This window comes from Salinirubrum litoreum (genome assembly GCF_020567425.1).
Lineage (GTDB): Archaea > Halobacteriota > Halobacteria > Halobacteriales > Haloferacaceae > Salinirubrum > Salinirubrum litoreum.
On the sequence record NZ_JAJCVJ010000001.1, the window covers coordinates 256,403 to 280,650 of the forward strand.

Here is a 24,248-nt window from a genome sequence, read left to right on the forward strand (position 1 = left end):
GGGTAGCCGGTCGATGCCGGCAGGGAAGTCGGTCGATGCCGGCAGGGAAGTCGGAGCCAGCAGGGAAGTCGGACAGTGCCGGCGGGGTCACAGCAGGAACGTCTTCGACCGCTCCGAGAGGTCGAGGAAGGAGTCGGCGGCCTCGACCAGTTCGTCCGCGGTCGACTCCGAGAAACCCATCACCTCGACGCGGACGCCCTCGTGACGCAGGTGCGAGCAGAGCCGCGAGAAGTCGCCGTCACCGGTGCAGAGGACGACGGTGTCGACGTGGTTGGCGAGCGTCACGGCGTCGAGGCTCATCCCCACGTCCCAGTCGGCCTTCTTCGAACCGTCGCCGAACGTCTTGATGTTCTTGATCTTCGTCTCGAAGCCGATGTCGACCAGCGCGTCGAAGAAACTCTCCTCCTCGGGCGAGTCGGCCCGGATCACGTATGCGATGGCGCGCGTGAGTTCCCGGCCCTGCACGCCCTTCTCCAGCAGTTTCGAGTAGTCGATGTTCCTGGAGTAGAGACTCTGTGCGCTGTGGTAGAGGTTCTGCGCGTCGGCCAGCACCGCGACGCGCTGGTTGGGGTGGATGTCGGTCATTGGGTCGTTCCACCGGGGCTGGCCGCTTAACGTCTTCCGTTGGCTACTCGGGTCGACCCCGCCACGGTGCCGGTCGTCCGCGACCGTGCGGCTCAGATCGTGTCGAGAACCCCGAGCACGCGCTCCTCCGCCTCGCGGCCGGGGTCGTGTTCCGACCCGTCACGATCCGACTCGCGGTGTTCGGCGACGGTGCGAGCCATCGCCTCCGGAACTGGCGTGGACTCCCAGCCCAGATCGGCGAGTTTCGCGGTGTCGAGGACGTGTGGGTACTCCCGGTAGAGGATGAAGTCGGTCGGTGCCAGTCCGGCGGCGGCGAGTTCGCGTTCCCCGGCGTGGACGACCTCGACTTCGGTGTCCATCGCCTCGGCGATCACCTCCAGCATCTCTTCGAGCGTGACGAGCCGTCGGTCGCCGACGTTGTAGGCCTCGCCGGCCTCGCCCTCCTCGCCGACGACACGCAGGGCACTCGCCACGTCCTCGGCGTAGGCCCGGTGCCAGATGTTCGTGCCGTCGCCGGGGACGAGCACGCGGTCGTGGTGCTCGACGCGGTCCAGCCAGTAGTCGAGTCGCTCGGTGTAGTCGTACGGCCCGTAGACGATACACGGCCGGACGGACATCGCGTTCACGCCGTCTTCGGCGGCCTGCGCGATGATGCGGTCGCCCTCGGCCTTTCGAGCCCCGTAACTCTCCGGGGAGTCGTCGGTCGCCTGTTCGGGCGTACAGTCGCAGAGTTCGGTGTCGTTCTCGCGCTTGGGGATCTCCTCGGTGCCGTACGCGGACCCGGAGGAGATGTAGACGTAGGCGTCGACGTCGGCGAAGACCTCCACGGCGGTCTCGACCTCGCCGGGTTTGTAGGCCACGCAGTCGACGACGAGGTCCGGTTTCGCGGAGAGCGCGGCGGTCTTGAGGTCGGTCGTGTCGGTGCGGTCGCCCTGGATGTGGGTCACGTCCTCGTCGGCGAAGGGGTTGTCGTGGTTGCCCCGGTTGAAGATGGTCACGTCGTAGCCGTGGTCGCGGAGGTCCTCGACGACGTGGCGCCCGATGAAGCGCGTGCCGCCGATGACGAGTGCAGTCTCCATACCACTCGGAGTCGGGCCGGGGACTAAAGCGTGGTCGATCCCGTGGCTCGCCGCCGGGCGCACTCGGTTCCCCGTCGTGATCCGTAGCTATTTGGTAGCCACACGTGACTGTCGGGCCGTGACCGCGATCCGGGCAGACGGCGTGGCGAAGTCGTACGGCGACGTGCAGGCACTCACCGACCTGTCGCTGTCGGTCGAGCGCGGCGACCTGTTCGGCGTCCTCGGCCCGAACGGGGCCGGGAAGACGACCACGATGGAGATTCTCACCGGACAACTCGACCCCGACACGGGAAGCGTCGAGGTTCTCGGAACCGACCCGACGACCGACCCGGTCGAAGTTCGGCGTCAGATCGGCATCCTGCCGGAACAGGAGTCGCCACCGAGTTTTCTGACGCCCCGAGAGTACTTCTCGTTCGTCGGGCGCGTGCGCGACGTGCCGGACGCGACCGTCGAGTCCCGCGTCGCCGAGTGGGCCGACCGACTCTCCTTCCGGGCGAAACTCGACACGCTCTGTTCGGACCTCTCGCGCGGGCAACAACAGAAGGTGATGATCACCGCCGCGTTCCTCCACGAACCCGAGGCCGTCTTCATCGACGAACCGCTGGCGAACCTCGACCCCATCGTGCAGGAGACGGTGAAGGAGTTCTTCGAGTCGTACCGCGCCGACGGGAACGCGCTGTTTCTCTCGACACACCACATCGAGGTCGCCGAGTCGATCTGCACCCGTGTCGCCATCGTCGCCGACGGGCGGGTCCAGCGTGAACGTCGGCCGGCCGAGTTGGGCGAGGGGAGCCTGTTGGACGAGTTCCTCGCCAACATCAGATGATCGGACTTCGCGCGCTGTTCGTGACGATGGTCCGCGAGGAGTGGCGGTTCCACAGCGAACTGTTCGGCGGCCGGCGCTTCGCCGGCTTTCCGGTGTTCGTCACCCTGCTCGCCGCCGGCGCGGTGCAACTCCTCCAGTTCACCGGGACCTCGCTCTCGGGCGTCGTGGCGGGGCTCCACGCGCTGGTGTTCGCGTTCGGTCTCCACACCGGCACCATCGGTCTGCTCGGGCGGGATTCGGTCCGGGACCTGTTGGGGGAGGTCTCGTTGCTCCTCTTTGCGGACCGGACGCTCCCACTCTCTCGGACGCGCCTCTTGGCCGTCTTCGTCGTGAAGGACGTGGCGTACTACGCCGTCCTCTTTCTGCTTCCGCTCGCGCTGGCGTTCGTGCCCTCGGTGGTCGCAGGGCGGGTCCCCGCGACGCGCGTCCCACTGCTCTGGCTCACGACGACGCTGACCTTCTCGCTCGGTGTCGTCGTCACGCTGGCGGTCGTCGCCCTCCGGACGCGGGGGCGGCGCGGGACGCTCGGTCTGCTCGTTGGGGCGACTGCAGTCGGTGGGGGAGTCGCCCTCGGCGTGGACCTCGTCGCGTGGACGCCCTACACACTCCTCCGCGATGGCGTCGGAATCGGACCGCTGTTTCGAGCCACGACTCCGACAGTGCTCTTCGGCCTGCTGGGACTGTTCGCGTACGACACCAGGTTCGAGCGTCCGGCGCGGACGACCGACGACCGGTTCTCGGCGTGGCGTGCGCGCCTGCGTGACGACGACGGTCTGCTGACGCGCACCTTGCTCGACGTGGCGCGGAGCAGCGGCGGCCTCGTGAAGGTCCCCTTCTCTGCGGGGATCATCCTCGCGGTCGCGGTCGTCCTCGTGGAGTTCGCGGGCGTCGTCACGGGGCGGACGCCCGCGACCGGTGTCTCGCTGGGCGCGCTGCTCGGGTTGTCGGGCTTCACGACCTACAACTGGCTGACGGGCTTCGACGGTCCCCGGTCGTACCTCGCCTTCCCGGTGTCCATCGCGGACGTGCTCCGGGCGAAGTTCCGCGCCTTCCTCCTGCTCGGCCCGCCGGTCGCTTTGGGGTTCTACCTCGTCGCGGTCGCGTGGTTCGGCGCACCACTGCTCGACGCCATCGCGGGTGCGGTGCTCTGTCTCGGCCTCCAGTCGTACCTGTTCGGGACGACGGTCTACCTCACCGGACTGCAACCGGACGAGTTCCTGTTCGACACCGTGCTGTTCGCGGGGTTCACGCTGGCCGTCGCGGTCGTGCTCGTCCCCTTGCTCGTCGTCGGGTTCGTCGTCCCGCCCTCGGGCAGTGTCCTCGTCGGCCTGACCGTCGCCAGTCTCGTGATCGGTCTCGTCGGTGTCTCGTTGGCCCGGCGCGCCGAGAGTCGGTGGACACGCATCTACCGAGACGGTGACTTCTGAGTCGACGGTCGTCTGAGGTCTGCGCCGACCGTCTCGCGGAGTAGTCGGGCAAAAGCCGACGTCAGTAGGTTCGGCAAAAGCCGACGTCAACAGAGTCGACGAGAGTTGGGTCGCAGAAGCGGTCGACACCTGCCCGGCCGTCGCGTGGTCTCGGGTGCGGTCGCGACTACTCCTCGGCGACGGGGACCGACGACTCGACTCTCCGCTTCAGTGCGTCGTTCATCTCGCCGAACCCCTGTTCGACCTGCGAGACGAGTCCCGCCGGCATCGCGGCCGCCAGCACACCCTCGAACGACTCCGTCTGGGTGAACCGCGTCCTGTCCCCGCCGTCGAGTGGCGTCAACAGGAACGTGTGTTCGGCCGACAGCACGCCCGGAATCGGCGAGTCCGAGCGCCAGCGCAGTTCCCGTTCTGCGTCGAAGGTGATCACCTCCGGGAGGATGACGACCGGCGGGAGCCCAGGCTGTGAGAGCAGTGCCCTGAGTCGGGCACCCTCCTCTGGCCGGCCACGTACCCGGCGCAGAAGCGGGTTCCAGTCGCGGTACGACCCGAAGTCCAGCAGTTCCCGCCAGACGACAGCCGGCGGCGCGTCGATCTCGACCGTCGACTCCACGTGCCGATCCATCGTCCGTGTGTAGGCGTCGACCGGCATAGGTGTCCCGACTCCAGCCCGCAGAGCGACGTTTTTGGGGGTCGCGCCCCTACCACTTGTATGGACGACTACGACGCCGTGCTGATCTACGACGGGGAGTGTCCCTACTGTTCGGTCGCGGCGCGCGCGCTAAAGAAACTGGACGACGTGGCCGCCATCTCGTGGTACGAGGACACCGCCCAGCAGGTACTCGAAGCGCAGTTCGGCGAGACCCCCTTCGCCATGGTGCTCGTGGACCGCCGGCTGAACCGGGTGTACGCCGGCCGCTCGGCCGCGAAGGAACTCGCCGACCGCGCCGGGATGCCGGGCATCGTCGGCTCGCTCGTCCGGGACAACTACGAGACCATCGCGGACGTGGTCGGGAAAGCCAGCGGTCGCGGCCGGGACCCGGACGACTACCACGACGAGTACCCGCTGGCCGACGGCGTCCGGGAGTTGTTCGACGCCCTCGTCTCTGCCAGCGAGGAGCGGCCCGAAGCGCTGACCGGCTGAGACGCGGCCTCTCTCCGACCGCGCTACACCCCGTGGACCGACTGCTACCAGTCACTCGTGGCGTTCGGCCACCGACTGCCGCCAGTCAACCGCGACGTTCGACCGCCGACCTGACCGGCGGGAGCACCTCGGCGAGGATCGCTTCGAGTGTCGGCTCACGGTCTCGAATCACGGAGAGCGCGGTGACACACTCGAACTGGTCGTCCGCGTCGGCGACGTAAACCCGAAACTCTGTCTCCGTGAGGCGCGCCCGAACGACCGGGTCGGTCCCACCCTGCCGGTCCGGGTCGGCACCGCGAGCGAACAGGAAGTCCACGTCGGTCGTCTCGTCGGCGTGGACGACCCGGTGGTCGAAGTCGGCCAGACCTTCGATCTCCGCGAGTACCTCCGACGCGAGATCACTGACCGCCTGTGGCCACTCGCTCGCCTGCCGTTCGACCAGTCTGTCGAGTCGCTCCGCGACCGACTCCGGTCTCGGAATCTCGACGCCACGCTTCCGGATCAGCGACGACAGGTCGCTCCCGTCGAGCAGTCGCACGCCGGACTCCTCCGCGAACGCCCGTGCCTCCGCCGTCACCGGTCCCGCGACTGCGACGACCACCGCGTCGAACGACTCCCCGACCGTGAGGATTTCGCGGAGTTCGACCTCGTCGAACTCCGGAACGGTCTCCTCACCACCGGACTCGTCGGTCTCCTCGCCGGATCGACCGGGGGCATCGGTCTCGTCGGCGACTCGCGGTGGCGTCGGGTCGACCGGTCGGCGGACGTGAAAGAGGAGTCGCCGGTCGTCCGACTCGGACTCGATCACGGCGTCGACCCCACCGGCGGGCGAGGGTGGCGCGACGGTGACGGCGGCGTCGGACGCGACCGTCTCGGCGACCTCGGCGACGAAGCGGCCGAAGGTCTCGTCGGACAGCGCACTGAGCCGACGCAGGGTGTCGGGGTCGGACACACTGGAGAGTCGCCCGCCAGCGACGAAAGCGTTCTGGCATCTCGGGTCGGCCGGTTCGACGCCGTCGCCTCCACCCACACGCCGAGAGCCGCCTTGCCGGAGAGCACCAGGCTTTTCGCCCAACGCGACCGACTGCCGGCCGTGACAGGCGACGACCGAGTCGCGGAGACGACCGGCGACCGCGGGACCTACACCCTCCTCCTCGTCCGCGATACACCCGGCGAGATCACGGCCGGCGCACTCGGAGCGTACCACCTGCCGGCCGGTGCCTACGCCTACGTCGGGAGCGCACTCGGCACCGGCGGGTTCGCGCGTGTCGACCGCCACCGCCGAGTCGCGGCCGGCGACCACGACACCCGCCACTGGCACGTCGACTACCTGACGGGCGACTCGGCGACCGAACTCGCGTCGGTCGTCACGACCGGCGGTGTCGACGCGGAGTGTCGGATCGCGGACGGGATCGACCGACGACTCTCGGCGCTCACGCCGAAAGCAGCGACAGCGCCGGCAGTGGAACCGATCGCCGACTTCGGTGCGTCGGACTGTGACTGTCGGACGCACCTGTTCGGCCACGACTCGCTCGGCGAACTGGAGACGGTCGTCGAGGAGGTACACGGTACGGTCCGCAGGTAGAAAGGGGACGTCCCCACGCGCATCACCGATCCGGGCAAGGTCGATGAGACGCGGTTGCCGGTTGTCAGAGGCACCCCGGCGTCTAGACGAGCGTCCCGGGATAACTTTACGTCACGCACCGCGACCGCGGTCGTGGGCTGACTCATCGTACTTATTCATTTCGCTCGTTTATCAATGCTCGGCGGCACCCGAACTCTTATGACTGCGCTGACGTGAGTTTCTGGTAGATGCAGCGCCCCGATCCCTCCGAAGTGATGGCGGTCGTGGCGCGCCGTGGTGACGTGCTCCGGGCACTCGCGGACGACGGTGGACGCAAGTGTGAACTGGACGACGAACTCGACGTGTCACGGTCGACGATAGACCGCGCGATCCGGGAACTCGAAGGACTCGGGTTGGTCGAACGCGCCGAAGACGGCTACTTCCGAACGTTGTCGGGGACCCTCGCGCTCGAGGAGTACGACCGATTCAAGTCCCGGATGGACGGCGTCCTCGAGGCACGGGACGTCCTCTCGCCGCTCCCGAGCGACGCCGACGTCGACGCCGCGGTCGTGGACGGCGCGGAGGTCGTCCTCGCGGATCGACACTCGCCGCTCAGGCCGGCGCGCCACCAGGTCGAGATCGTCGAGCGTGCGTCGCACGTCCGGGCCGCCGCCAGCGCCGTTCTCCCGCAGCACGTCGACGCCTACTACCAGGGGATCGTCGAACGCGGGATGCACGCCGAGATCATCCTCTCGACGCCGGTGATGGAGCGGGTCGTCGCCGATCACGACACGAAGTTCCACGACTCGCTCACGACCGGGCGTGTCGACCTGCGCCAACTCGACCGGGACCTCTCGTACAGCCTCATGGTCGCGTCGACGCCGGACGGTCCCGTGATGGGGATGCTCGTCTACGTCCAGGGCGGGATCAGAGGCTTCGTCGGCAACGACAGCCAGGAGGCGGTCTCGTGGGCGCGAGCACGCCTGGACGACTACTGGTCGCAGGCGTCCCCCATCCCCATCCCGGTCGAGGAGTAAGGCTTACCCGCTGGCCGGCGACGACTGGCGTATGTTCCCTGCGATGCCGTATCTCCGGTGGATCGACGGCCGGCCAGCGACGGCCACCTACGATCTCGGCTCCAGCGACCTGCGACCGGACACTCCGACGGACGGCGTCGTCCCGCGACCACTCGCCGGCTACGAGGACCCGCCGACCGACGCGTCACTCCGAGAGCAACTCGCGGCGGCGTACGGCGTCACCCCCGAGGAGGTGCTGGTCACGGCCGGTGCGACACACGCCAACTTCCTCGCGGAGGTGACGGCGCTGAGTCTCACCGACGGCGACGACTCTGACGACGTGAGCGAGACGACAGCCGAGGGAGCCGACTCCTCCACCGACAGCGAGCCACAGGTGCTCGTCGAGAAGCCGGGCTACCAGCCACTGACTGCGACGGCGGCGTCACTCGGAGCGAACGTGAATCGGTTTCTCCGCCCGCCAGACGACGACTACCGACTCTCGCCGACGCGCGTCGAGAACGCGGTCACAGACGAGTTCGCGCTGGTGACGGTGACGAACCGCCACAACCCCTCGGGGCGACTGACGACTCGGGAGACCCTCACAGCGGTCGCTCGTGTCGCGGCCGACGCCGGCGGCTTCCTCCTCGTGGACGAGGTGTACGCACCCTACGTCGGGACCGCAGGCACCACTGGCGACACCGCCGGTGACCCGCAGTCGGCGACAGACGGGACGGCGACGGCTCGGACCGCCTTCGGCGGCGTGACGGCCGCGGGCCTCCCGAATACCGTGACGACAGGCTCACTCACGAAGTTCTACGGTCTCGGCGGGCTTCGGATCGGCTGGCTGATCGCCCCGACACGGTTCGTCGCACGCGCCCGGACGGTCGCCACTCACGTTCCGGCGGTCGCCGAACCGAGTCGCGTGCTGGCCCGTCGGGCGCTCCACCACGAGGAGCGACTCGCCGAACGGCAACGCGCCCTGCTCGCCGAGAACCACGACCGACTCTCCTCGTTCGTCGCCGACCGCGGCGACCTCTCCGGGACGGTCCACGCCGGGAGCAGTTTCGCCCTGCTGGCTCACGAGTCGGCCGACGGCGACACCGTGGCCGAGCGAGCGTGGGACGAAGGGCTGTTGGTCGTGCCGGGGCGGTTCTTCGACCGCACCGAGTCGTTCCGGCTCTCGCTCGGCCGCGACGCCGAGGAGGTCGCCGGGGGGTTGCGCGTCCTCGGTGACGTGTTGGACGCGGTCTGATGCGGGACCGTCGGCTCGCGTCTGTCCGACCGACCGAGGGTTCAAGTCGGATGCCGGGACCAACCCTGCGCGATGGAGCCACTGCCGCCCCCGTCGCTGGTCGCCTCACTGTTGTCGCCGCCGGACCTCGTGGTCGCGCCCAGTACGAGTCTGACGCTCGTCGCGTTCGCACTCGGCGGGGCGGCGCTCGGGACGCTCTCGGGGCTCACACCGGGCCTGCACGCGAACAACTTCGCACTCCTGCTCGCCGCGTCGGCGTCGGCGATTCCCGGGTCGGCGACCGCCGTCGGCGCGGCGATGCTGGCTGCGGGGGTGGTCCACACCTTTCTGGACGTCGTGCCGGCGCTGGCGCTCGGTGTCCCCGACGCGGCGATGGCCGCGACCGCGCTGCCGGGACACAGACTCGTGATTCAGGGGCGCGGCCGCGAGGCGCTCCGACTCTCTGCGGTCGGGTCCGGGCTGGCGGTCGCGCTCGCGGTCCCGCTCGCAGTGCCGATCACGCGGCTGATGACCGCCATCTACCCGACGGTCCGCGCGCACCTGCCGCTCCTGCTCGTCGGGGTCGTCGTCCTGTTGATCGCCACCGAGTCCTCGAGCCGTGCTCGGGTCGGCGGGGTCGTCTGTCTCGCCGTCTCCAGTACACTGGGTGCGGTCGCGCTCGACGTGTCACCCTCTGCGCCGCTGGACGCGGGCGGGATGCTCGCGCCACTCTTCGCCGGGTTGTTCGGCGCACCGGTGCTCGTGGACGCGATGGACGGTGCCGGCGTGCCGCCGCAGGCAGACGCCCTGCTGGCGATGCCGGAACGTGATCTGGGGTTGACGGCGCTCGCGGGGTCGGGTGCCGGCGCGCTGGTCGGCTATCTGCCGGGGGTGTCGAGTGCGATCGCCTCGGTCGTCGCGCTCCCGGCGGTGCCGGGCAGGTCGGGTGCGCGTGGGTTCTTGGTGGCGACCAGCGGTGCCAACACGGCGAACACGATCTTCGCTCTCTTTGCCCTACTCGCGCTCGGCACCCCTCGGACCGGCGTGATGGTCGCACTGGAGACCGCCGCGGTGCCCCGGTCGTTGCCGGTCCTGCTCTCGACTGCGGTGTTCGCCTCGGCGCTCGCGTTTCCCGTGGTGGTTCTCTTGGGCGACGGCTACCTCCGGGTCGTCGGCCGAGCCGACTACACGAAGCTCTCTGTCGCGGTTCTGTCACTGCTGACGGTCGTCTCGTACCTGTTCGCCGGACTCGTCGGCATCGCGGCGTTTCTGGTCTCGGGGCTGATCGGACTCCTCCCGCCGCGATTCGGGACACGCCGCGTCCACCTGATGGGCGTGTTGCTCGGACCGCTGGCGCTGGGGGTGTGATCGTGGGGGAATCCGTCGGTCCCTCCTCGGAGTCGGGTGGCCAGTCCGCACTCGGCGGGGGGACGCCCGGCACGTCACGGACCGGCACTCGTGGGCGCAGAGGGAAACGGTTTTGCGGCCGGTTCGACAAGACACGGAGAGCGATGGAGGGGCGCACTCGTCGATACCTGCAGGGCCGGTTCCGGGACTACTACCGGGGGGTCGATCTCGACCTCCCGCCGGCCGCCGACCGCCGGGAGTGGGGCCACATCCCGTGGACCTCGGGCACCGGGACGACGATGATCCGCCACCAGTCACTGCTGGACCTCGGCGATCTCGCCACGTTTCTGCGGGAGGACGCCCCGCGACACGTCTACTTCTCGGCCGCTCGGTTCCGGGACCCCGGCGCGAGTCGGATGGCCGACAAGGGCTGGGAGTCGGCCGACCTCGTCTTCGACCTCGACGCAGATCACCTGCCGGGCGTCGATCCAGAGGCGACCAGCTACGCCGAGATGTTGTCGGCCTGTAAGGACGCGCTGCTGCGCCTGCTCGATCTACTGGACGACGACTTCGCCTTCACCGACACCGAAGTCGTCTTCTCCGGTGGACGCGGCTACCACGTCCACGTCCGGGACGAGGGCGTCGCGGAACTGGACAGCGAGGAGCGCCGGGAGATCGTCGATTACATCCGGGCGAACGACCTCGATCTGGACGGGCTGATCGAGACGCGCGCCGTCGAGGGGACGCCACGGCGCGTGCTTCGCACCGAGGGTGGCTGGGGTCGGCGCGTTCACGAAAACTTGCTCGACTACGTCGCCGAGTTGCAGGAGATGGACGAGGACGACGCGATGGACCGTCTCCAGGAACTCGACGGGATCGGGGAAGGCCGGGCGACGACGATCCTCGGCGCGGTGGAGGCGAACCCCGACGCGATCCAGCGCGGCAACGTCGAGGCCGGCGGACCGGGCGTCCGGACACTGCTGCAGGCGATCGCCCGCGAGACGGTCGGCGTGGAGTCCGGCGGCCGGATCGACGCCGAGACCGCGCCGATCGACGAACCGGTGACGACCGACACGAACAGATTGATCCGGTTCCCCGGCAGTCTCCACGGCGGCAGTGGCCTGCGTGTCGTTCGACTCGACCGAGGCGAGTTGGCCGACTTCGACCCACTGGTGGACGCGGTGCCGGCGCGGTTCACCGACCGGGAGATCGCAGTCGAGGTGATGGACCCGGTCGAGGGGCGACTGGGTGGCGATAGTTTTACACTGTCGGCAGGCAGACACTCTGTACCCGAACACGTCGGCGTCTTCCTGATGGCACGCGGACAGGCAGAGAAGGTGCAACAATGATCTCGGAGGCTCACACGTGAACTTAGACGAACTCCGCACGGTGCAGATGAAAGAGCGCAAGAAGGACAGCCTCCAGCACCTGCGGGACTCCTTCTACGCCGACGTGGCGACCTACATCGAGGATCTGAAAGCACAGCGCTCGCGCGCCGCAGAGCAGGCCGACGACCCCTTCTCCTCGCCGGAGGTCGGCCGACTCTCCGACGAGATCGAGACGGCCGAGGAGGTCGCAGAGGCGGTCTACGAGCGCCGCGTGGGGAAAGTCGTCAAACTCGCCTCCTTCGCGGCCGCCGACATGCCGGTCGAGAAGGACGGCATGACGACCGAGGAACGCCGACTGTTCGACGACCTCGTGGCCCGCATCGAACAGAACAAGACCACCGTCCTCGACACGCTGGCGGGCAAACACGACGAGACCAGCACCGAAGAGCAGTCGGCGACTGCCGAGACGTCACCCGCCGCTCCCGGCGAGACGCCGACACCGAGCGAGCCGAGTCCGCCGGACTCGGCGACAGCAGGCGCGACAGACGGGCGGGCGACGACCGACAGGGAGTCGCCCGAGCGTGAGAGCGGGGGCGGCGGGATGCTGGCCGACGCGATGGCGGGTGGTGACGACACCGCTGGAGCGACCGACGCACCGAGCGCCGAGAGTCGCGCTTCGAGCGAGTCCGGCGACAGCGGCGACGGCAGACCGATCCCCCCCGACGAACCGCCGGCGGAGGGTGCCGCCAGCGACGGCGGGGCGGTCACGGCCGACGCCGATGAGTCGCCTGGTGGCTCCGGAGGATCGCCAGCGCCTTCGGCCAACAACGACCCCGCCAGTGACTCCGAGGGCGTCTCGGCGAGTGCGGGCGACACACAGTCGGCGGACGACACCGACCGGACCACGGTGCGGATCACGCGCGACGTGGGTGCCATCTTCGGCGTGGACGAACGCGAGTACGACCTCTCGACAGAGGACGTGGTGACGCTCCCGTCGGCGAACGCCGACCCACTCCTCGAACGGGACGCCGCCGAGCGCATCGACTAAGTTCGGTCGGCGACAGGGTGAGATATGCTCAGCGTCGGCGACACTGCCCCCGACTTCGAACTGCCCGACCAGGACGGCGAGCCGGTCTCGCTCTCGGACTTCGCCGGTCAGCACGTCGTGGTCTACTTCTACCCGCGTGCGGACACACCGGGCTGTACCACCGAGGCCTGCGGCTTCCGCGACAACATCGACGAGTTCGAGGCGCGCGGCGTCTCGGTCGTCGGGATCAGCGACGACCCGGTCCGGGACTTGCAGGCGTTCGCCGAGAAACACGACCTCCCCTTCCACCTGCTGTCCGACGAGTCTGGCGAGGTGGCGTCGGCGTACGACTCCTACGGCGAGAAGTCGATGTTCGGCAACACCTTCGACGGCGTCTTCCGGAACACGTACGTCGTCGGTCCGGACGGAGAGATCGAGTCGGTCTACGAGGGCGTCTCGCCGGAGAACCACGCCGAGGAGATTCTGGCCGACCTGCCCGACGCGGAGTAGGTTCGGATGACCGTCGCCCTCCTCCAACTCGGGATCACCGAGTACGCCCTGTTCGGGTTCGTCCTTCTCGGATGGCTCGTCGGAGTCGCCGGCCTCGCGTACTGGGTCGTGACCGACGCGGCGAGTCGCGGTCGCCGGAGTCCGTGGTTCGACGGGGTGCTGGCGGTCGGCTTCCCGCCGTATCTGCTCGCGTACCTGTTCTGGCGCGGGGAGCGCACTACTCCGCCGACGCGTCGGGAACTGGTGGCCCGCGACTGGGCCGGCGTGGTCATTGCGGCGTTCGTGATCGGCGCAGTGTTCTCCCCACCCGATCCCCTGGCGCAGGTGCTGTGGGCGACACCGATGATGTTCGTCGGGGCGCTTCTCGTCGGCTACCGACACCGTGACCGCACTGGTGGTGGTGAGGACCCGACGGCGTGAGCGACACAGCGGGTCGTGGGTCGGTTCCGCACACACCACGTTTCCGGTGAAAATCCGACGACTGCAACGCGTGAATCCTCCCAGTGTTGTCAGTTCTCACTCGGTTCGTCGATCTCGATCTCCCGGCCACCCGACGAGGAAACCGTCATCAGTTTGTACGTCGCGTGAGGAGTCGTCGGTATGAGCGAGACGCTGGACGAGGACCTCTACAAGCGGACGCAGGCACTGCTGGAACCGGGCGAGATCGAGTTGACCGGGCTGATCGTCCACACCGACCTCTCGGGACGAGAGGATCTGGAGATGCACGAACTGACCGTCGCGCTGAACGAAGTCATCTACGAGCACGCCGGGAAAGGGGAGGCGTACATCTACGCCGGCAACGACGACACGAACTTCTCCTCGAACCAGTTTCAGGGGCTGACGCTCGGAGACGACGAGTTCGTCTGGGAGTGCCAACAGCTACTCCGCGAGGGCACCTTCGACCTGGTCTTCTACTGGGAGGCGACCGCCGACAGCGAGGCGATCGCCGAGGCGGTCGGGGAACTGGACCACGTGGACGCGACGACACTGGTCGAGTCGTAAGGTCAGAGGGGCGATCGAGCGATCGATCCACAGTGGGCGGTCGAGTAGTCGTTCTTGGAGGGCGGTCGAGTGGCCGCCCACAGAGGCCGACCGAGTCGTCGGTTCCCGTCGTCGACTGACCGCCGAACGTGGCGTTTATGCTCGCGCCTCCCTGCGAGTACGGTATGCAACAGGTCGACGCGGACCTCTCGACGCTCGACCGGGCGATCATCAACGCCTTCCAGGGCGGGTTCCCGGTCACGGCTCGGCCCTTCGAGCCGGCTGCGGCCGCGCTCCGGGACCGTGGCGTGGACGTGACGAGCGACGAACTGCTCGCCCGCGTGCAAGAACTCGACGAGTCGGGTGTGCTCTCGCGGTTCGGCGCGCTGGTCAACGCCGAGGAGATCGGCGGCACCGCGACCCTCGTGGCGATGCACGCCCCGCCGGAGCGGTTCGACGCGGTGGCAGAGCAGGTGAACGGCCACATCGAGGTCGCGCACAACTACGAGCGCGAGCACCCACACCTCAACATGTGGTTCGTCGTCTCGGTCGCCGAGGAGTCTCGTGTCGAGGAAGTCCTCGCCGAGATCGAAGCCGAGACCGGCCAGGAGACGTACAACCTGCCGAAACAGCAGGAGTTCCGCGTCGAGGCGAAGTTCTACGTCGATGGCCCGATTCCGGAGGGCGACGTGGATCTCTCGCATCTCGGGCCGGACGTGACGCCCACCGACCGCCGGACGCTCACGCCACAGGAGCGCGATCTGGTAGTCGAGATTCAGGGCGGCCTGCCGATCACCGCGACGCCCTACGCGGACGTAGCCGAGGCGATCGACGCGGAGACAGACTGGGTGATCGAGACGATCAAGCGATTCGAGCAGGAGGGGAAGGTGCGCCGGGTCGGCGTCATCCCGAACCACTACGCGCTGGGGTACACCGAGAACGGGATGACCGTCTGGAACGTTCCGGACGAGTTGCTCGACGAGGTCGGCCCGGAGGTCGCGGGGCTGTCGTTCGTCACGCACTGCTACCACCGCCCGCGCCACGAGGGCGTCTGGCCGTACAACTTCTTCGCCATGACCCACGGACGAAGCGACGCGGAGAGCCAGCAGCGGATTCGGGAAGTGAGAGAGACGATGCAGGAGTTCTGGGACGTGGGCGAGGACGACTGGGACTCGCTGTTCTCGACGCGGATCCTGAAGAAGACGGGCATCAGGCTGGACGAACGAGCGGACGCGAACACGGAGTGAGCCCGTGACTCGGATGTCGAGGCCGGTGGTGTGGTCGAAGTCGTCTGGGGCGCGAAGGTGGTCGCCGGGACTGGCAGGTGAGTCGCCGACGACAGGAGGTGAAAGCCCCCGTCAGACACAGTTGGTGTCGAGAGAGTCGGCGATAACGAGCGGTGAAAGCCCCCGCCGTCTCGACCACTGTCAGCGGCACGCTCTGACAAGCCTTCGTTCGGTTCCCTCACGAAGACGCCCGCGACTCGATGCGCGCTTCCCTCGGACTGGCGGGCAAGCCCGCCAGCCCTCAGTCCAGTGCTTACGTCGTCGGGGCGGGATCGAGATTCTGGAGAGCGAAGCTCTCCAACGTCTCGTTCACTTCGTTCACGAGACCGCCGGCCCCTTTCAGTCCCACCCGGTGGACTCTGCGACCAATCGTGCAACACCCGGTGGCCCAGTCGGTTTCAGCGCGAGCGCCTCCCCGAACCCGCCGGCGCGACACGAGGTCGCGCCAGCCCGTTCGACTGGGAAGTGTGTCGTCGCCAGATCGATACCGGCGGCTGTCACCAACCGAAAATCGGAGGTGCAGTAGCGTGATCCCACTCTACCACGACTTCAGCGACGAGACGGTCCTCGTCTTCGGCGGTGGGCCGGTCGGGGCGCGCAAGGCCCGCCGGTTCGCCGAGGAGGCCCGCGTCGTCGTCGTCAGCCCCGCGTTCGCCGACCGCGCGTTCGGCGACGCCGAGTTGGTCCGCGAGGCACCCGACGCCGAGGGCGTCCGCGGGTGGGTCGCCCGCGTGGGGCCGGCACTGGTCGTGGCCGCGACCGACGACCCCGACCTCAACGCGGCGGCGGCGGCGGCGGCCCGCGCGGCCGGCGCACTCGTGAATCGCGCAGACCGCTCGGGGAGCGATCGCGACGTGGACAGCGTCGTCGTCCCGGCGACCGTCGAGGACGGGTCCGTGTCTGTCGCCATCTCGACCGGCGGCGCGAGTCCCGCGCTGGCGAAACACCTCCGCGAGCAGATCGAAGCCGACATCGCCGACGCGGGGGCGATGGCCGAGTTGACCGCCGACCTGCGCAGCGAGTTGAAGACCCGCGATATGACGGCAGAAGAGCGACGGGACGCGGTCCGAGCCGTGGTGCGATCTCCGTCGGTTTGGAAGGGTTTACGTAGGGGCGAATCCAAGGCCCGACGAGAGGCACAGCGAGTGATACGGAACACAGTTGGGGGTGACTCGTCGTGATGGACCTGTCCGTGATCACGGGCGTCAGCGTCTCCCACGACCGGGCGACGGTCGACGAGATCGAGTCCGCGCGGTTCGCAGACGAGCGCACCGCAGTCGAGACACTCCTGACGCGCGAGGGGGTCGACGAGGCCTTCGCGCTCCAGACCTGCAACCGGGCGGAAGCCTACGTCGTCACCAGCGACGCGGCCGCCGGTCGCCGAGCGCTCTCTGACTTCGCGCCGGACGTTCGCGACGGCGCGGTCGTCGAACTCGACCACGAGGCGAGTCTCCGGCATCTAATGAGAGTCTCCGCCGGCCTGGAGTCGCTCGTGATCGGTGAAGACCAGATTCTCGGCCAACTCTCGACGGCGATCGAGGAAGCCCGCGCCGTCGGCGGGATCGGCCCGATGCTGGACGACGCACTCGGGAAGGCGGTCCACGTCGGCGAACGCGCCCGCACCGAGACCGAGATCAACGAGGGGATCACCTCGCTCGGCTCTGCGGCGGTCGCACTCGCGGACCGCGGGATCGACCTCGACGGCGCGACCGGTCTGGTGATCGGTGCGGGCGAGATGGGCACCCTCGCCGCCCGCGCCCTCGACGCGAGCGCGGTCGACCACGTGATCGTCGCCAACCGGACCGTCCCGCACGCCGACCACGTCGTCCGCGATCTGGTCGGCGAGGCGTCGGCGATCGGACTCGACGCGGTTCCGACCGCGGTCGGCGAGGCGGACGTAGTGTTCACCGCGACTGGCGCACCGAACTACGCGATCACACCCGAGACGCTCGCCGACGCCGGGGAGACGTTCGTCGTCGACCTGGCTCAGCCACGCGACGCCGACCCCGCGATCGACGACCTCGCGGGCGTCGAACGCCGGGACATCGACGATCTGAAGCAGATCACGAAGGAGACCGAGTCGAACCGCGAGGCCGAGGCACAGGCGGTCGAGCGCATGATCGACGAGGAGTTCGAGCACCTCCTGGCTCGCTTCAAGCGCAAGCGCGCCGACGAGGTGATCTCGGCGATGTACGAGGGCGCAGAGCGCACGAAGACGACCGAAGTGGACCGTGCGATCTCGAAGCTCGAATCGCAGGGCGAGTTCACCGACGAACAGCGCGAGACGGTCGAGGCGCTGGCCGACTCGCTCGTCGGTCAACTGCTGGCCGCGCCGACAAAGAGTCTGCGCGAGGCGGCCGGCGAGGACGACTGGACGACCATCCAGAGCGCGATCCAACTGTTCGATCCCGAGTTCGGCGCGGACGCACCCGACCTGCCGAGTGCACCGGAGCCCCGCGGCAGTATGCCAGAGGAGATCCCCGAGGACGCCGACGTCCCGGAGTTCGTCCGCGAACAGTTCGGCGACGACTGATCAGTTCTCTCGGCTCGCGGAGTCGACGTCGCCGTGTCCACCAGCACTGCCCACGTCGTCAGACTGCTCGGTTCCGCTCGCCGGTCGGTCCCACGCACCCTCCGCGCGCCGTAGTTTCTCGTTCGCGCGCCGGAAGACGCCCAGCAGCGTCGCCATCTCCCGGTCGGTCGGGTGGGCGCGGCCGATCAGTCGGCGGATCATCCGGTTCGTCTTCCCCTGTTTGTGCGCCTTGTGGTCGCTCAGGTCGAGAAAGTCCGCGAAGTAGTCGTAGAAGCGTTCTATCTCGGCTTCCGGCGCGCGCGACTGGTCAGGGTCAGGCAACTGCGTCTCGTCGAGTGTCAGCTCCCGGAGTTCGTACAACACGACCGTCGCGGCCTGTCCGAGGTTCATCACCGGATACTCCTCGCTGGCCGGAATCGACGCGACCTGGTCCAGTCGGGCGAGTTCGTCGTTGTTCAGCCCCTTCCCCTCGCGGCCGAAGACGAGTGCGGTTCGGGTGTCGACCTCTTGGAGCGTCTCGCGGAGTTCGACCGGCGTGGTGAAGGGCCACCGGACGTGCCGGCGGCTGTCCTCGTTGGTGATCGCGGTGAAGCCGACCGTGTGGTAGTTCTGGACCACCTCGTCGAACGTCACCTCCTCGGCGTTCGGGAGCACGTCCTCGCGAGCGTGGCCGGCGAAGCCGTATGCCTCGCCGTCGGGTTCCAGCGGCGGCGGGGTCACCAGCTTCAACTCCGAGAGCCCGAAGTTCTTCATCGCCCGCGCGATGGTACCGACGTTGCCGGGCGTCTCGGCGTCCACGACGACCACCACCGGCTTCTGCCAGCCGTCGGCAGTCGACCCGTCCGAGTCCGTGGCGGGTGCCTCCTCGCTCATTTCGTCGGGTAGTCCTGGCTCAGGTCGGGGATGTCGTCCTCGTCCAGTCCGTCGCCGTCGTCGGAGTCCGAGTCGTCGTCGGTGTCGTCGATGTCGGTCCCCTCGGCCTCGCTGGTCGCGGTGACCGTGCCGGCGTCGTCCTCGTCGGGGATCTCCCGGTCCGGGTTCGCGCGCTTGGCGAGTTCCCGGATGTCGATGTGATCCTCCTCGGGGGCGCGCTCGGCGGTCGCCTCGATCCGGCGCTGGATCTCCTCTTGGTCCGGCGGGTCCGGCAGCGCGTCGGGGTCGGTGTCGACGTGTTCGAGGCCGGCGGAGCCCTCCGGCGCGTGGTTCCCCTCGGCGTACCACTCGTGGAAGGCGTCGGCGAAGGTGTCCTCGCCGACGAACTCGCGGCCGCCGGCCTCGCGGAACCAGTAGAGGAAGTCGATCTCGTGGCGATCACAGACCAGCACCTCCGCCAGCGGTTCACCGTAGACGACGGTCGGCTGCCGACACTGCTCGATGTGCTCGTCGCCGTGGTCGAGGTAACAGGCGTCACAGGGCTTGTCGAGCAGGATCGGGAGGCGGATCAGCCGGTGACGGGGGTCGTCGGGGATCTCGTCCAGTGGCTTGAACTCCCCCGCGTCGGTGAACACCTCGCTCTCCTCGAACCGCCAGCCGCGGAGCCCGATACTGACTTTCGCCATCGGCGGACGTTGGTCGCGCCCGGATAAAAACGGCGTGACTCCCGGTCACCGTCCACGCCCCGGTGGGTCGACGGCTGGCGACCCGGCCGCGAGGTCAAGCCTGCTCGTCACGGTATCGGAGGAACTGGTAGACGTTGACGGTGTACGGGAGCGTGATCGCGTAGGTCAGCGACCGGCTGAGGTACGCGACCGCGACGACGGCCAGCAGGACGACCAGTCCCCCACGCGAGGTCTCGAGCAGGGAACCGAGTTCGCCGACCGAGAAGACGACGACTGCCAGTGCGAGAGCGATCCCCCCGAACAGCAGGCCGACCGCGAGTCGGAGGACGTAGAACCCGCCAGCAGTGCCGAGGTTCTCGCGGACGAGATGGTAGCTCTCCCGGAAGGCGTCGCCCACGTCGCGGTCGGCGACGACGATAGCCGGCTTGTAGAAGACGAGCGCGAAGTCGACGAGCAGGTTCACACCGAACCCCACGAGGCCGAACAGGAGGACCAGGAGGTAGCCGACCAGCGTCACCCCGGCGAGTGCGGTCGGGAGTGCCGAGTCGGTGCCCGTCGTGGTCGCGGTGGCGGCTCCGCCGTCTGCCAGTCCGCCGAGACCGACGCCGACGACCAGCAGGACGACGAGGATCAGCGCCGCGAACAGTCCGACTGCGAGGTTGACGCCGAACTGGAGGCCGACGAACCCCAGGTTACCGACCAGCAGGCCTGCGTAGCGGTCCTTCACTGCGGCGACGAGTGAACTCGGCTCGCGGTCCCGCAGGGCGTCGTCTGCGCGGGTCAGCAGGGCGACGAGGACGACGGGCGTCACGAAGAACGTCAGTCCCGCGAGGACCAGGTAGATCGGCCCGTAGAGGTATCGAAGCGCGGGCGGTGGACGGAGGACTGCGAGGGCGACTGCGAGTACGAGGACGGCCGGGTGGGAGACCAGCGTCCCGAACGCGCGACGGAGTTCTCGGAGGGCTGCCATGTCACCCGGCTCACACCGACCGAAAATAAGGGTTCGGTTGCGGTGTCGGTCGGCGATCGTCGGTCAGTCCGTCGGTTCCAGCGTGTGAGGTCGCGCCCGTGTTCGGCCTGTCGAACTCGGGGCGCGGAAGTGACTGGGTTACTTCACTTTCGTCCCCGGCACCGCGTCGCCGTGGGTCGTCAGGAGGTCGGCCTCTTCACCGGCCGCCAGCACCATCCCGTTCGACTCCACGCCGAACAGCTCTGCCTGCTCTAAGTTCGCAACGACGACGACCTTCGTCCCCGGCAGACTCTCCAGGTCGTGGAGTTGCTTGATACCGGCGACGATCTGCCGCTCCTCGATACCGATGTCGACGGTCAGCTTCGCCAGTTTGTCGGCCCCCTCGATGCCCTCGGCGGTCAGAATCTCGCCGACCCGCACGTCGAGGTTCTGGAACTCCTCGAAGCTGATGCGGTCGTCTGCGAGCGGTTCGAAGTCCGTGGTGTCGCTGTCGTCTGTCATGGTGTCCTCGGTGTCGCTGTCGTTTGCGTCCGTCGCACTCTCCGCCTCGTCCTGCTCGTCGGGCGCGTTCTCCGCCACGCGCTGGGCGAGTTTCTCGTTCAGTTCCTCGACGCGCTCGTCGGGGATCTTCTCGAACAGTTCCTCGGGTTCGTCGAAGTCGGCCGGCGGAGCGTCCAGCGCGGCCGAGAGATCGGTGTCGGCGACTGCGCCGTCCTCACCTAACTGCTCCCAGAGCGCCTGCGCTTTGCCGGGGACGACCGGTTGGAACAACACCGCGAGCGCCTTGGCGATCTGGACGCAGTCGAAGATGACCTGTGCGGCCGCCTCGGGGTCCGCGTCGGTCAGCTTCCACGGTTCGTTGCGCTGGATGTACTCGTTGCCGAACCGGGCGAGTTCCACCGCCGCGGTGCCGACCGCACGGATGGAGTAGTCGTCGACGCCCGCGTGGAACTCGTCGATCGCCCGTTCGATGCGCTCTTCGACCTCGGCCGAGACGCCCGCGTCCGGGGTACCCTCGTAGTTCCGGTAGGCGAACAGCATCGACCGGTAGCAGAAGTTGCCGACCGTGCCGACCAGTTCGGTGTTCACGCGGTCGCGGAACTTCTCCCACGAGAAGTCCACGTCCTGTTGGAACCCGCCGTTCGTGGCGAGGTAGTACCGCAGGAGGTCCGGGTGGAACCCCTCGTCGAGGTACTCGTCGGCCCAGACCGCGCGGTCGCGGGACGTCGAGAACCCCTTGCCGTCGAGCGTGATGAACCCGGAGGCCATCACGGCACGCGGTTCGGCGTAGCCCGCAGCGTGGAGCATCGCCGGCCAGAAGACGGTGTGGTGCTGGATGATGTCCCGGCCGATGACGTGGACGATCTCGCCGCCGTCGCTCGACTCGGTGCGCTTCCACACTTCCTCCCAGTCGTAGGCGTCCGCGCCGACACGCTCGGTGTACTGCTTCGTCGAGGAGATGTACTCGATGGGGGCGTCGACCCAGACGTACAACACGAGGTCCTCGGGGTTCTCGCCGGGGTAGTCGATGCCCCAGTCCAGATCGCGCGTGATACACCAGTCCTGGAGTTCGCCCTCGATCCACTCGCGGGGCTGGTTCCGGGCGTTCGAGGTGCCCTCCAGTCGGTCGATGAATTCTTGGAGGTACTCTTGGAGGTCCGAGACCGCGAAGAACTTGTGACTGCGCTCGCGGTACTCGGCGGGGTTGCCGGTGATCGTGGACACCGGGTCTTCCACCTCGCCGGGTTCGAGGTGCCGGCCACAGCCCTCGTCACACTCGTCGCCGCGGGCGTGCTCACCGCAGTAGGGACAGGTCCCTTCGACGTAGCGGTCGGGGAGGAACTGGTCGGCCTCGGGATCGTAGCCGACCATGATCTCCTTCTCGTAGACGTAGCCCTCGGCTTCGAGGGTCTGGACGATCTCCTGTGTCAGTTCGGTGTTCGTCTCGTCGTGAGTGTGGCCGTAGTTGTCGAAGTCGACGTTGAACTTCGGGAACGTCTCGCGGTAGGTCTCGTGGTAGCCCAGTGCGAACTCCTCGGGCGAGACGCCCTGCTGTTCGGCGTTGACGGCGACGGGCGTCCCGTGCATGTCGGACCCGCTGACGAAGGCGGTCTGCTGGCCCGCTCTGCGCAGGGCGCGACTGTACACGTCGCCGCCGACGTAGGTCCGGAGGTGACCGATGTGCAGGTCGCCGTTGGCGTAGGGCAACCCGCACGTCACCACCGCCGGGTCCTCGGTCGGGAACTCCTCGTGGCTCATGTGTGTGTCATCCTGTATGCGGGCCTAAAGCCCGCCGGTTTGTGGTCGGCGTGGTCGGTGCGACTGTCGTCGGTGTCGGAACTCGTTCGTGTGGTCGTGTCGTCTGTGGCATCGTCTCTGTCGGTCGCGGTCGTCCGGGTCGAACCCGGTCGTTCCGCGTCTGTTCGGTCGTCGGTCGCGGTGCTGATCGGCAGTCGAGACGACCGAGGTTCGCGGTCGGTCACGGGGCTCCCGTCCTACCGGAAGGCCGTGACCGAGTGGTCCACCCGGTGCTACAGAAGGTGCATCGAACGCATCGCGCAGGTCGGCGAGTCGGCGTGGACCGTCACGACTCTCTGTTGTCGGTCGCATTAGTAAAGGATGTTGCCGAGTCGATGAGTGACGCCGACCGAGCAACGCGTTGCTTCGGTCGCGTCATCGGTGGGACCCACCGGTTACACGAAATCGACGATTGCCAGCTGTTGGTCGGCGTTGTACTTGATACTCAACTGGACCGGACGTTCGTACCCGTCCAACGTCTTCTCGTCGGTTTTGTCGTCAACCCTCGCTCGAACTTCGGCCGCTGTGTCCGGAGCATCCGAGAGAACCTCCCTCGTGACGCGGTTGCCCGACGCACCTTCGAGTTCGATAGATCTCTGATAGGTCTTCTCCCCGTTCGTATCGAACACCGACACCTGAAACGTGTGACCGGAGTCGTCGGCGTTCCACACTTCGACCTCCGTTATCTCCGTGGCTCTCACGTTCGAATGCAGGTCCGAGAGACAACCGCTCCCGACACCGACGAGACCTATCGAAAGACCACCGAGAATCAGTCGCCGACGTTTCATACGTGACAGTCGATGATGGAGTTCAATTATCCTTACGCAACCGAACGATTTCGATTCGCACGCGGAGTCGCTTCGTTTGGATACTCCGGATTCGGACCTCTGTAACCGCAGGTCGTCGAATGGAAACGAGAGAGTAACAGACCCGGTCGAGTGGCACCTCCGGGCGAGGTAGTGTATTAGCTGATGAACTTGTTGTCGCGCCAGTTCACACCGTTCCCGGCCTGTGACTCGCTGCCGGGCGTCTCCGCGACTTCGATGGAGGCAGGCCGCTCTTCGCCCTCCACGATGCGGTGGGCGTGGAGTTCGCCGTCGAGTTCGGTGATCGCCGTCAGGGTCCCCTTCTCCGACCGCAGGGCGATCTCCCGAAGCACGAGGAACATCGGATACTGGAGTGCCGTGTTCTGGAGGACCGTCTCCCGATCACCCTTGAAGCAGGCGAACTCCACGAGTTCCGAGGGGATCTCCTCCTCCTCTTCCTGTCCCCACTGCGGGCCGCCTGCTCGTGGCGGCTCCTCCTCGTAGACCCGCGTCTCCGTGACGCTGGCTTTGAGTTGGGCCGTCGGCGTGTACTTGCTCATGCTCTCGTCGGAGGACACCGCCTTGATGATCAGCGTGTTGTTCCGTCGGGTGATGTCGATCGAGTCGATCTCCGACGGCAGCTCGGGGTCGTTCTCGAAGTACTCTTCTACGTCTTCGAGTGGCAGTTCCAGCGTCGAGTGGAGTCTGAATACGCGGCCTGTCATGTGTGT

The 24,248-nt window shown here is 67.8% G+C and carries 25 protein-coding genes; 15 read left to right on the top strand and 10 right to left on the bottom strand.

Features of this window, described 5'->3' with window-relative positions:
- Positions 1 to 87: 87 nt before the first annotated feature.
- Positions 88 to 585, bottom strand: a complete 498-nt coding sequence (locus LI337_RS01195; RefSeq protein ID WP_227227885.1) for a LabA-like NYN domain-containing protein — start codon at positions 583 to 585, stop codon at positions 88 to 90.
- 92 nt (positions 586 to 677) lie between these two features.
- On the bottom strand, positions 678 to 1,664 hold the full coding sequence (locus tag LI337_RS01200; protein WP_227227886.1) for an NAD-dependent epimerase/dehydratase family protein: 987 nt from the start codon (positions 1,662 to 1,664) through the stop codon (positions 678 to 680).
- Positions 1,665 to 1,782: 118 nt separating this feature from the next.
- Here LI337_RS01200 and LI337_RS01205 point away from each other — a divergent pair, with 118 nt between their 5' ends.
- Both LI337_RS01205 and LI337_RS01210 read left to right on the top strand, forming a co-directional pair.
- Positions 1,783 to 2,490, top strand: coding sequence for an ABC transporter ATP-binding protein (locus LI337_RS01205; protein WP_227227887.1), 708 nt, complete (start codon positions 1,783 to 1,785; stop codon positions 2,488 to 2,490).
- Positions 2,487 to 3,917 (top strand): hypothetical protein, encoded by a 1,431-nt coding sequence (locus LI337_RS01210; protein WP_227227888.1) that lies wholly within the window; start codon positions 2,487 to 2,489, stop codon positions 3,915 to 3,917. The genes LI337_RS01205 and LI337_RS01210 overlap by 4 nt, the downstream gene beginning before the upstream one ends.
- Before the next feature lie 166 nt (positions 3,918 to 4,083).
- Here LI337_RS01210 and LI337_RS01215 read toward each other — a convergent pair whose 3' ends face one another.
- The gene (locus LI337_RS01215; protein ID WP_227227889.1) at positions 4,084 to 4,542 is read right to left on the bottom strand and encodes an SRPBCC domain-containing protein; all 459 of its coding nucleotides are present in this window, start codon (positions 4,540 to 4,542) and stop codon (positions 4,084 to 4,086) included.
- Positions 4,543 to 4,629: 87 nt separating this feature from the next.
- Here LI337_RS01215 and LI337_RS01220 point away from each other — a divergent pair, with 87 nt between their 5' ends.
- Positions 4,630 to 5,061, top strand: a complete 432-nt coding sequence (locus LI337_RS01220) for a DCC1-like thiol-disulfide oxidoreductase family protein (protein ID WP_227227890.1) — start codon at positions 4,630 to 4,632, stop codon at positions 5,059 to 5,061.
- 85 nt (positions 5,062 to 5,146) lie between these two features.
- On the opposite strand, the gene LI337_RS01225 is transcribed toward LI337_RS01220, so the two are convergent.
- A complete protein-coding gene (locus LI337_RS01225) occupies positions 5,147 to 6,013 on the bottom strand; it encodes a hypothetical protein (RefSeq protein WP_227227891.1) in 867 nt (288 codons plus the stop codon).
- A 141-nt stretch (positions 6,014 to 6,154) separates the two neighbouring features.
- Between LI337_RS01225 and LI337_RS01230 the strand changes: the two genes are divergently transcribed.
- The 12 genes from LI337_RS01230 (at position 6,155) to hemA (ending at position 17,884) form a co-directional block, all read left to right on the top strand.
- Positions 6,155 to 6,646 carry a GIY-YIG nuclease family protein gene (locus LI337_RS01230; RefSeq protein WP_227227892.1) on the top strand — a complete coding sequence of 164 codons (492 nt, stop codon included), beginning with the start codon at positions 6,155 to 6,157 and terminating at the stop codon, positions 6,644 to 6,646.
- Between the two features lie 227 nt (positions 6,647 to 6,873).
- Positions 6,874 to 7,662: a helix-turn-helix transcriptional regulator gene (locus tag LI337_RS01235; protein WP_227227893.1), complete on the top strand. Its 789-nt coding sequence runs from the start codon at positions 6,874 to 6,876 to the stop codon at positions 7,660 to 7,662.
- A gap of 31 nt (positions 7,663 to 7,693) precedes the next feature.
- Positions 7,694 to 8,893, top strand: a complete 1,200-nt coding sequence (locus tag LI337_RS01240; protein ID WP_227227894.1) for a pyridoxal phosphate-dependent aminotransferase — start codon at positions 7,694 to 7,696, stop codon at positions 8,891 to 8,893.
- 72 nt (positions 8,894 to 8,965) lie between these two features.
- The gene (locus LI337_RS01245) at positions 8,966 to 10,240 is read left to right on the top strand and encodes a tripartite tricarboxylate transporter permease (protein WP_227227895.1); all 1,275 of its coding nucleotides are present in this window, start codon (positions 8,966 to 8,968) and stop codon (positions 10,238 to 10,240) included.
- A 143-nt stretch (positions 10,241 to 10,383) separates the two neighbouring features.
- Positions 10,384 to 11,568 carry a DNA primase small subunit PriS gene (gene priS, locus LI337_RS01250; RefSeq protein WP_227227896.1) on the top strand — a complete coding sequence of 395 codons (1,185 nt, stop codon included), beginning with the start codon at positions 10,384 to 10,386 and terminating at the stop codon, positions 11,566 to 11,568.
- A 16-nt stretch (positions 11,569 to 11,584) separates the two neighbouring features.
- The gene (locus LI337_RS01255; RefSeq protein WP_227227897.1) at positions 11,585 to 12,595 is read left to right on the top strand and encodes a hypothetical protein; all 1,011 of its coding nucleotides are present in this window, start codon (positions 11,585 to 11,587) and stop codon (positions 12,593 to 12,595) included.
- Between the two features lie 24 nt (positions 12,596 to 12,619).
- Positions 12,620 to 13,084, top strand: a complete 465-nt coding sequence (gene bcp / locus LI337_RS01260) for a thioredoxin-dependent thiol peroxidase (protein WP_227227898.1) — start codon at positions 12,620 to 12,622, stop codon at positions 13,082 to 13,084.
- 6 nt (positions 13,085 to 13,090) lie between these two features.
- Complete coding sequence (locus tag LI337_RS01265; protein WP_227227899.1) at positions 13,091 to 13,504, top strand: twin-arginine translocase subunit TatC; 414 nt, start codon at positions 13,091 to 13,093, stop codon at positions 13,502 to 13,504.
- A gap of 180 nt (positions 13,505 to 13,684) precedes the next feature.
- The gene (locus LI337_RS01270) at positions 13,685 to 14,086 is read left to right on the top strand and encodes a DUF5778 family protein (protein WP_227227900.1); all 402 of its coding nucleotides are present in this window, start codon (positions 13,685 to 13,687) and stop codon (positions 14,084 to 14,086) included.
- Between the two features lie 164 nt (positions 14,087 to 14,250).
- Complete coding sequence (gene ahbB / locus LI337_RS01275) at positions 14,251 to 15,312, top strand: siroheme decarboxylase subunit beta (protein ID WP_227227901.1); 1,062 nt, start codon at positions 14,251 to 14,253, stop codon at positions 15,310 to 15,312.
- A gap of 566 nt (positions 15,313 to 15,878) precedes the next feature.
- Positions 15,879 to 16,532 (top strand): precorrin-2 dehydrogenase/sirohydrochlorin ferrochelatase family protein, encoded by a 654-nt coding sequence (locus LI337_RS01280; protein WP_227227902.1) that lies wholly within the window; start codon positions 15,879 to 15,881, stop codon positions 16,530 to 16,532.
- Positions 16,532 to 17,884 carry a glutamyl-tRNA reductase gene (gene hemA / locus LI337_RS01285; protein WP_227227903.1) on the top strand — a complete coding sequence of 451 codons (1,353 nt, stop codon included), beginning with the start codon at positions 16,532 to 16,534 and terminating at the stop codon, positions 17,882 to 17,884. Before LI337_RS01280 ends, hemA begins: the two co-directional genes overlap by 1 nt.
- Here hemA and LI337_RS01290 read toward each other — a convergent pair whose 3' ends face one another.
- The 6 genes from LI337_RS01290 to LI337_RS01315 form a co-directional block, all read right to left on the bottom strand.
- Positions 17,885 to 18,757, bottom strand: a complete 873-nt coding sequence (locus LI337_RS01290) for an RNA methyltransferase (protein WP_227227904.1) — start codon at positions 18,755 to 18,757, stop codon at positions 17,885 to 17,887.
- A complete protein-coding gene (locus tag LI337_RS01295; RefSeq protein WP_227227905.1) occupies positions 18,754 to 19,443 on the bottom strand; it encodes a DUF8114 family protein in 690 nt (229 codons plus the stop codon). The genes LI337_RS01290 and LI337_RS01295 overlap by 4 nt, the downstream gene beginning before the upstream one ends.
- A 94-nt stretch (positions 19,444 to 19,537) precedes the next feature.
- On the bottom strand, positions 19,538 to 20,413 hold the full coding sequence (locus LI337_RS01300; protein WP_227227906.1) for a DUF7847 domain-containing protein: 876 nt from the start codon (positions 20,411 to 20,413) through the stop codon (positions 19,538 to 19,540).
- A 138-nt stretch (positions 20,414 to 20,551) separates the two neighbouring features.
- Positions 20,552 to 22,672 carry a methionine--tRNA ligase gene (gene metG / locus LI337_RS01305; RefSeq protein ID WP_227227907.1) on the bottom strand — a complete coding sequence of 707 codons (2,121 nt, stop codon included), beginning with the start codon at positions 22,670 to 22,672 and terminating at the stop codon, positions 20,552 to 20,554.
- Positions 22,673 to 23,106: 434 nt separating this feature from the next.
- Positions 23,107 to 23,499 (bottom strand): hypothetical protein, encoded by a 393-nt coding sequence (locus LI337_RS01310; protein ID WP_227227908.1) that lies wholly within the window; start codon positions 23,497 to 23,499, stop codon positions 23,107 to 23,109.
- 176 nt (positions 23,500 to 23,675) lie between these two features.
- Positions 23,676 to 24,242, bottom strand: a complete 567-nt coding sequence (locus LI337_RS01315) for a DUF7110 family protein (protein ID WP_227227909.1) — start codon at positions 24,240 to 24,242, stop codon at positions 23,676 to 23,678.
- Positions 24,243 to 24,248 lie beyond the last annotated feature (6 nt).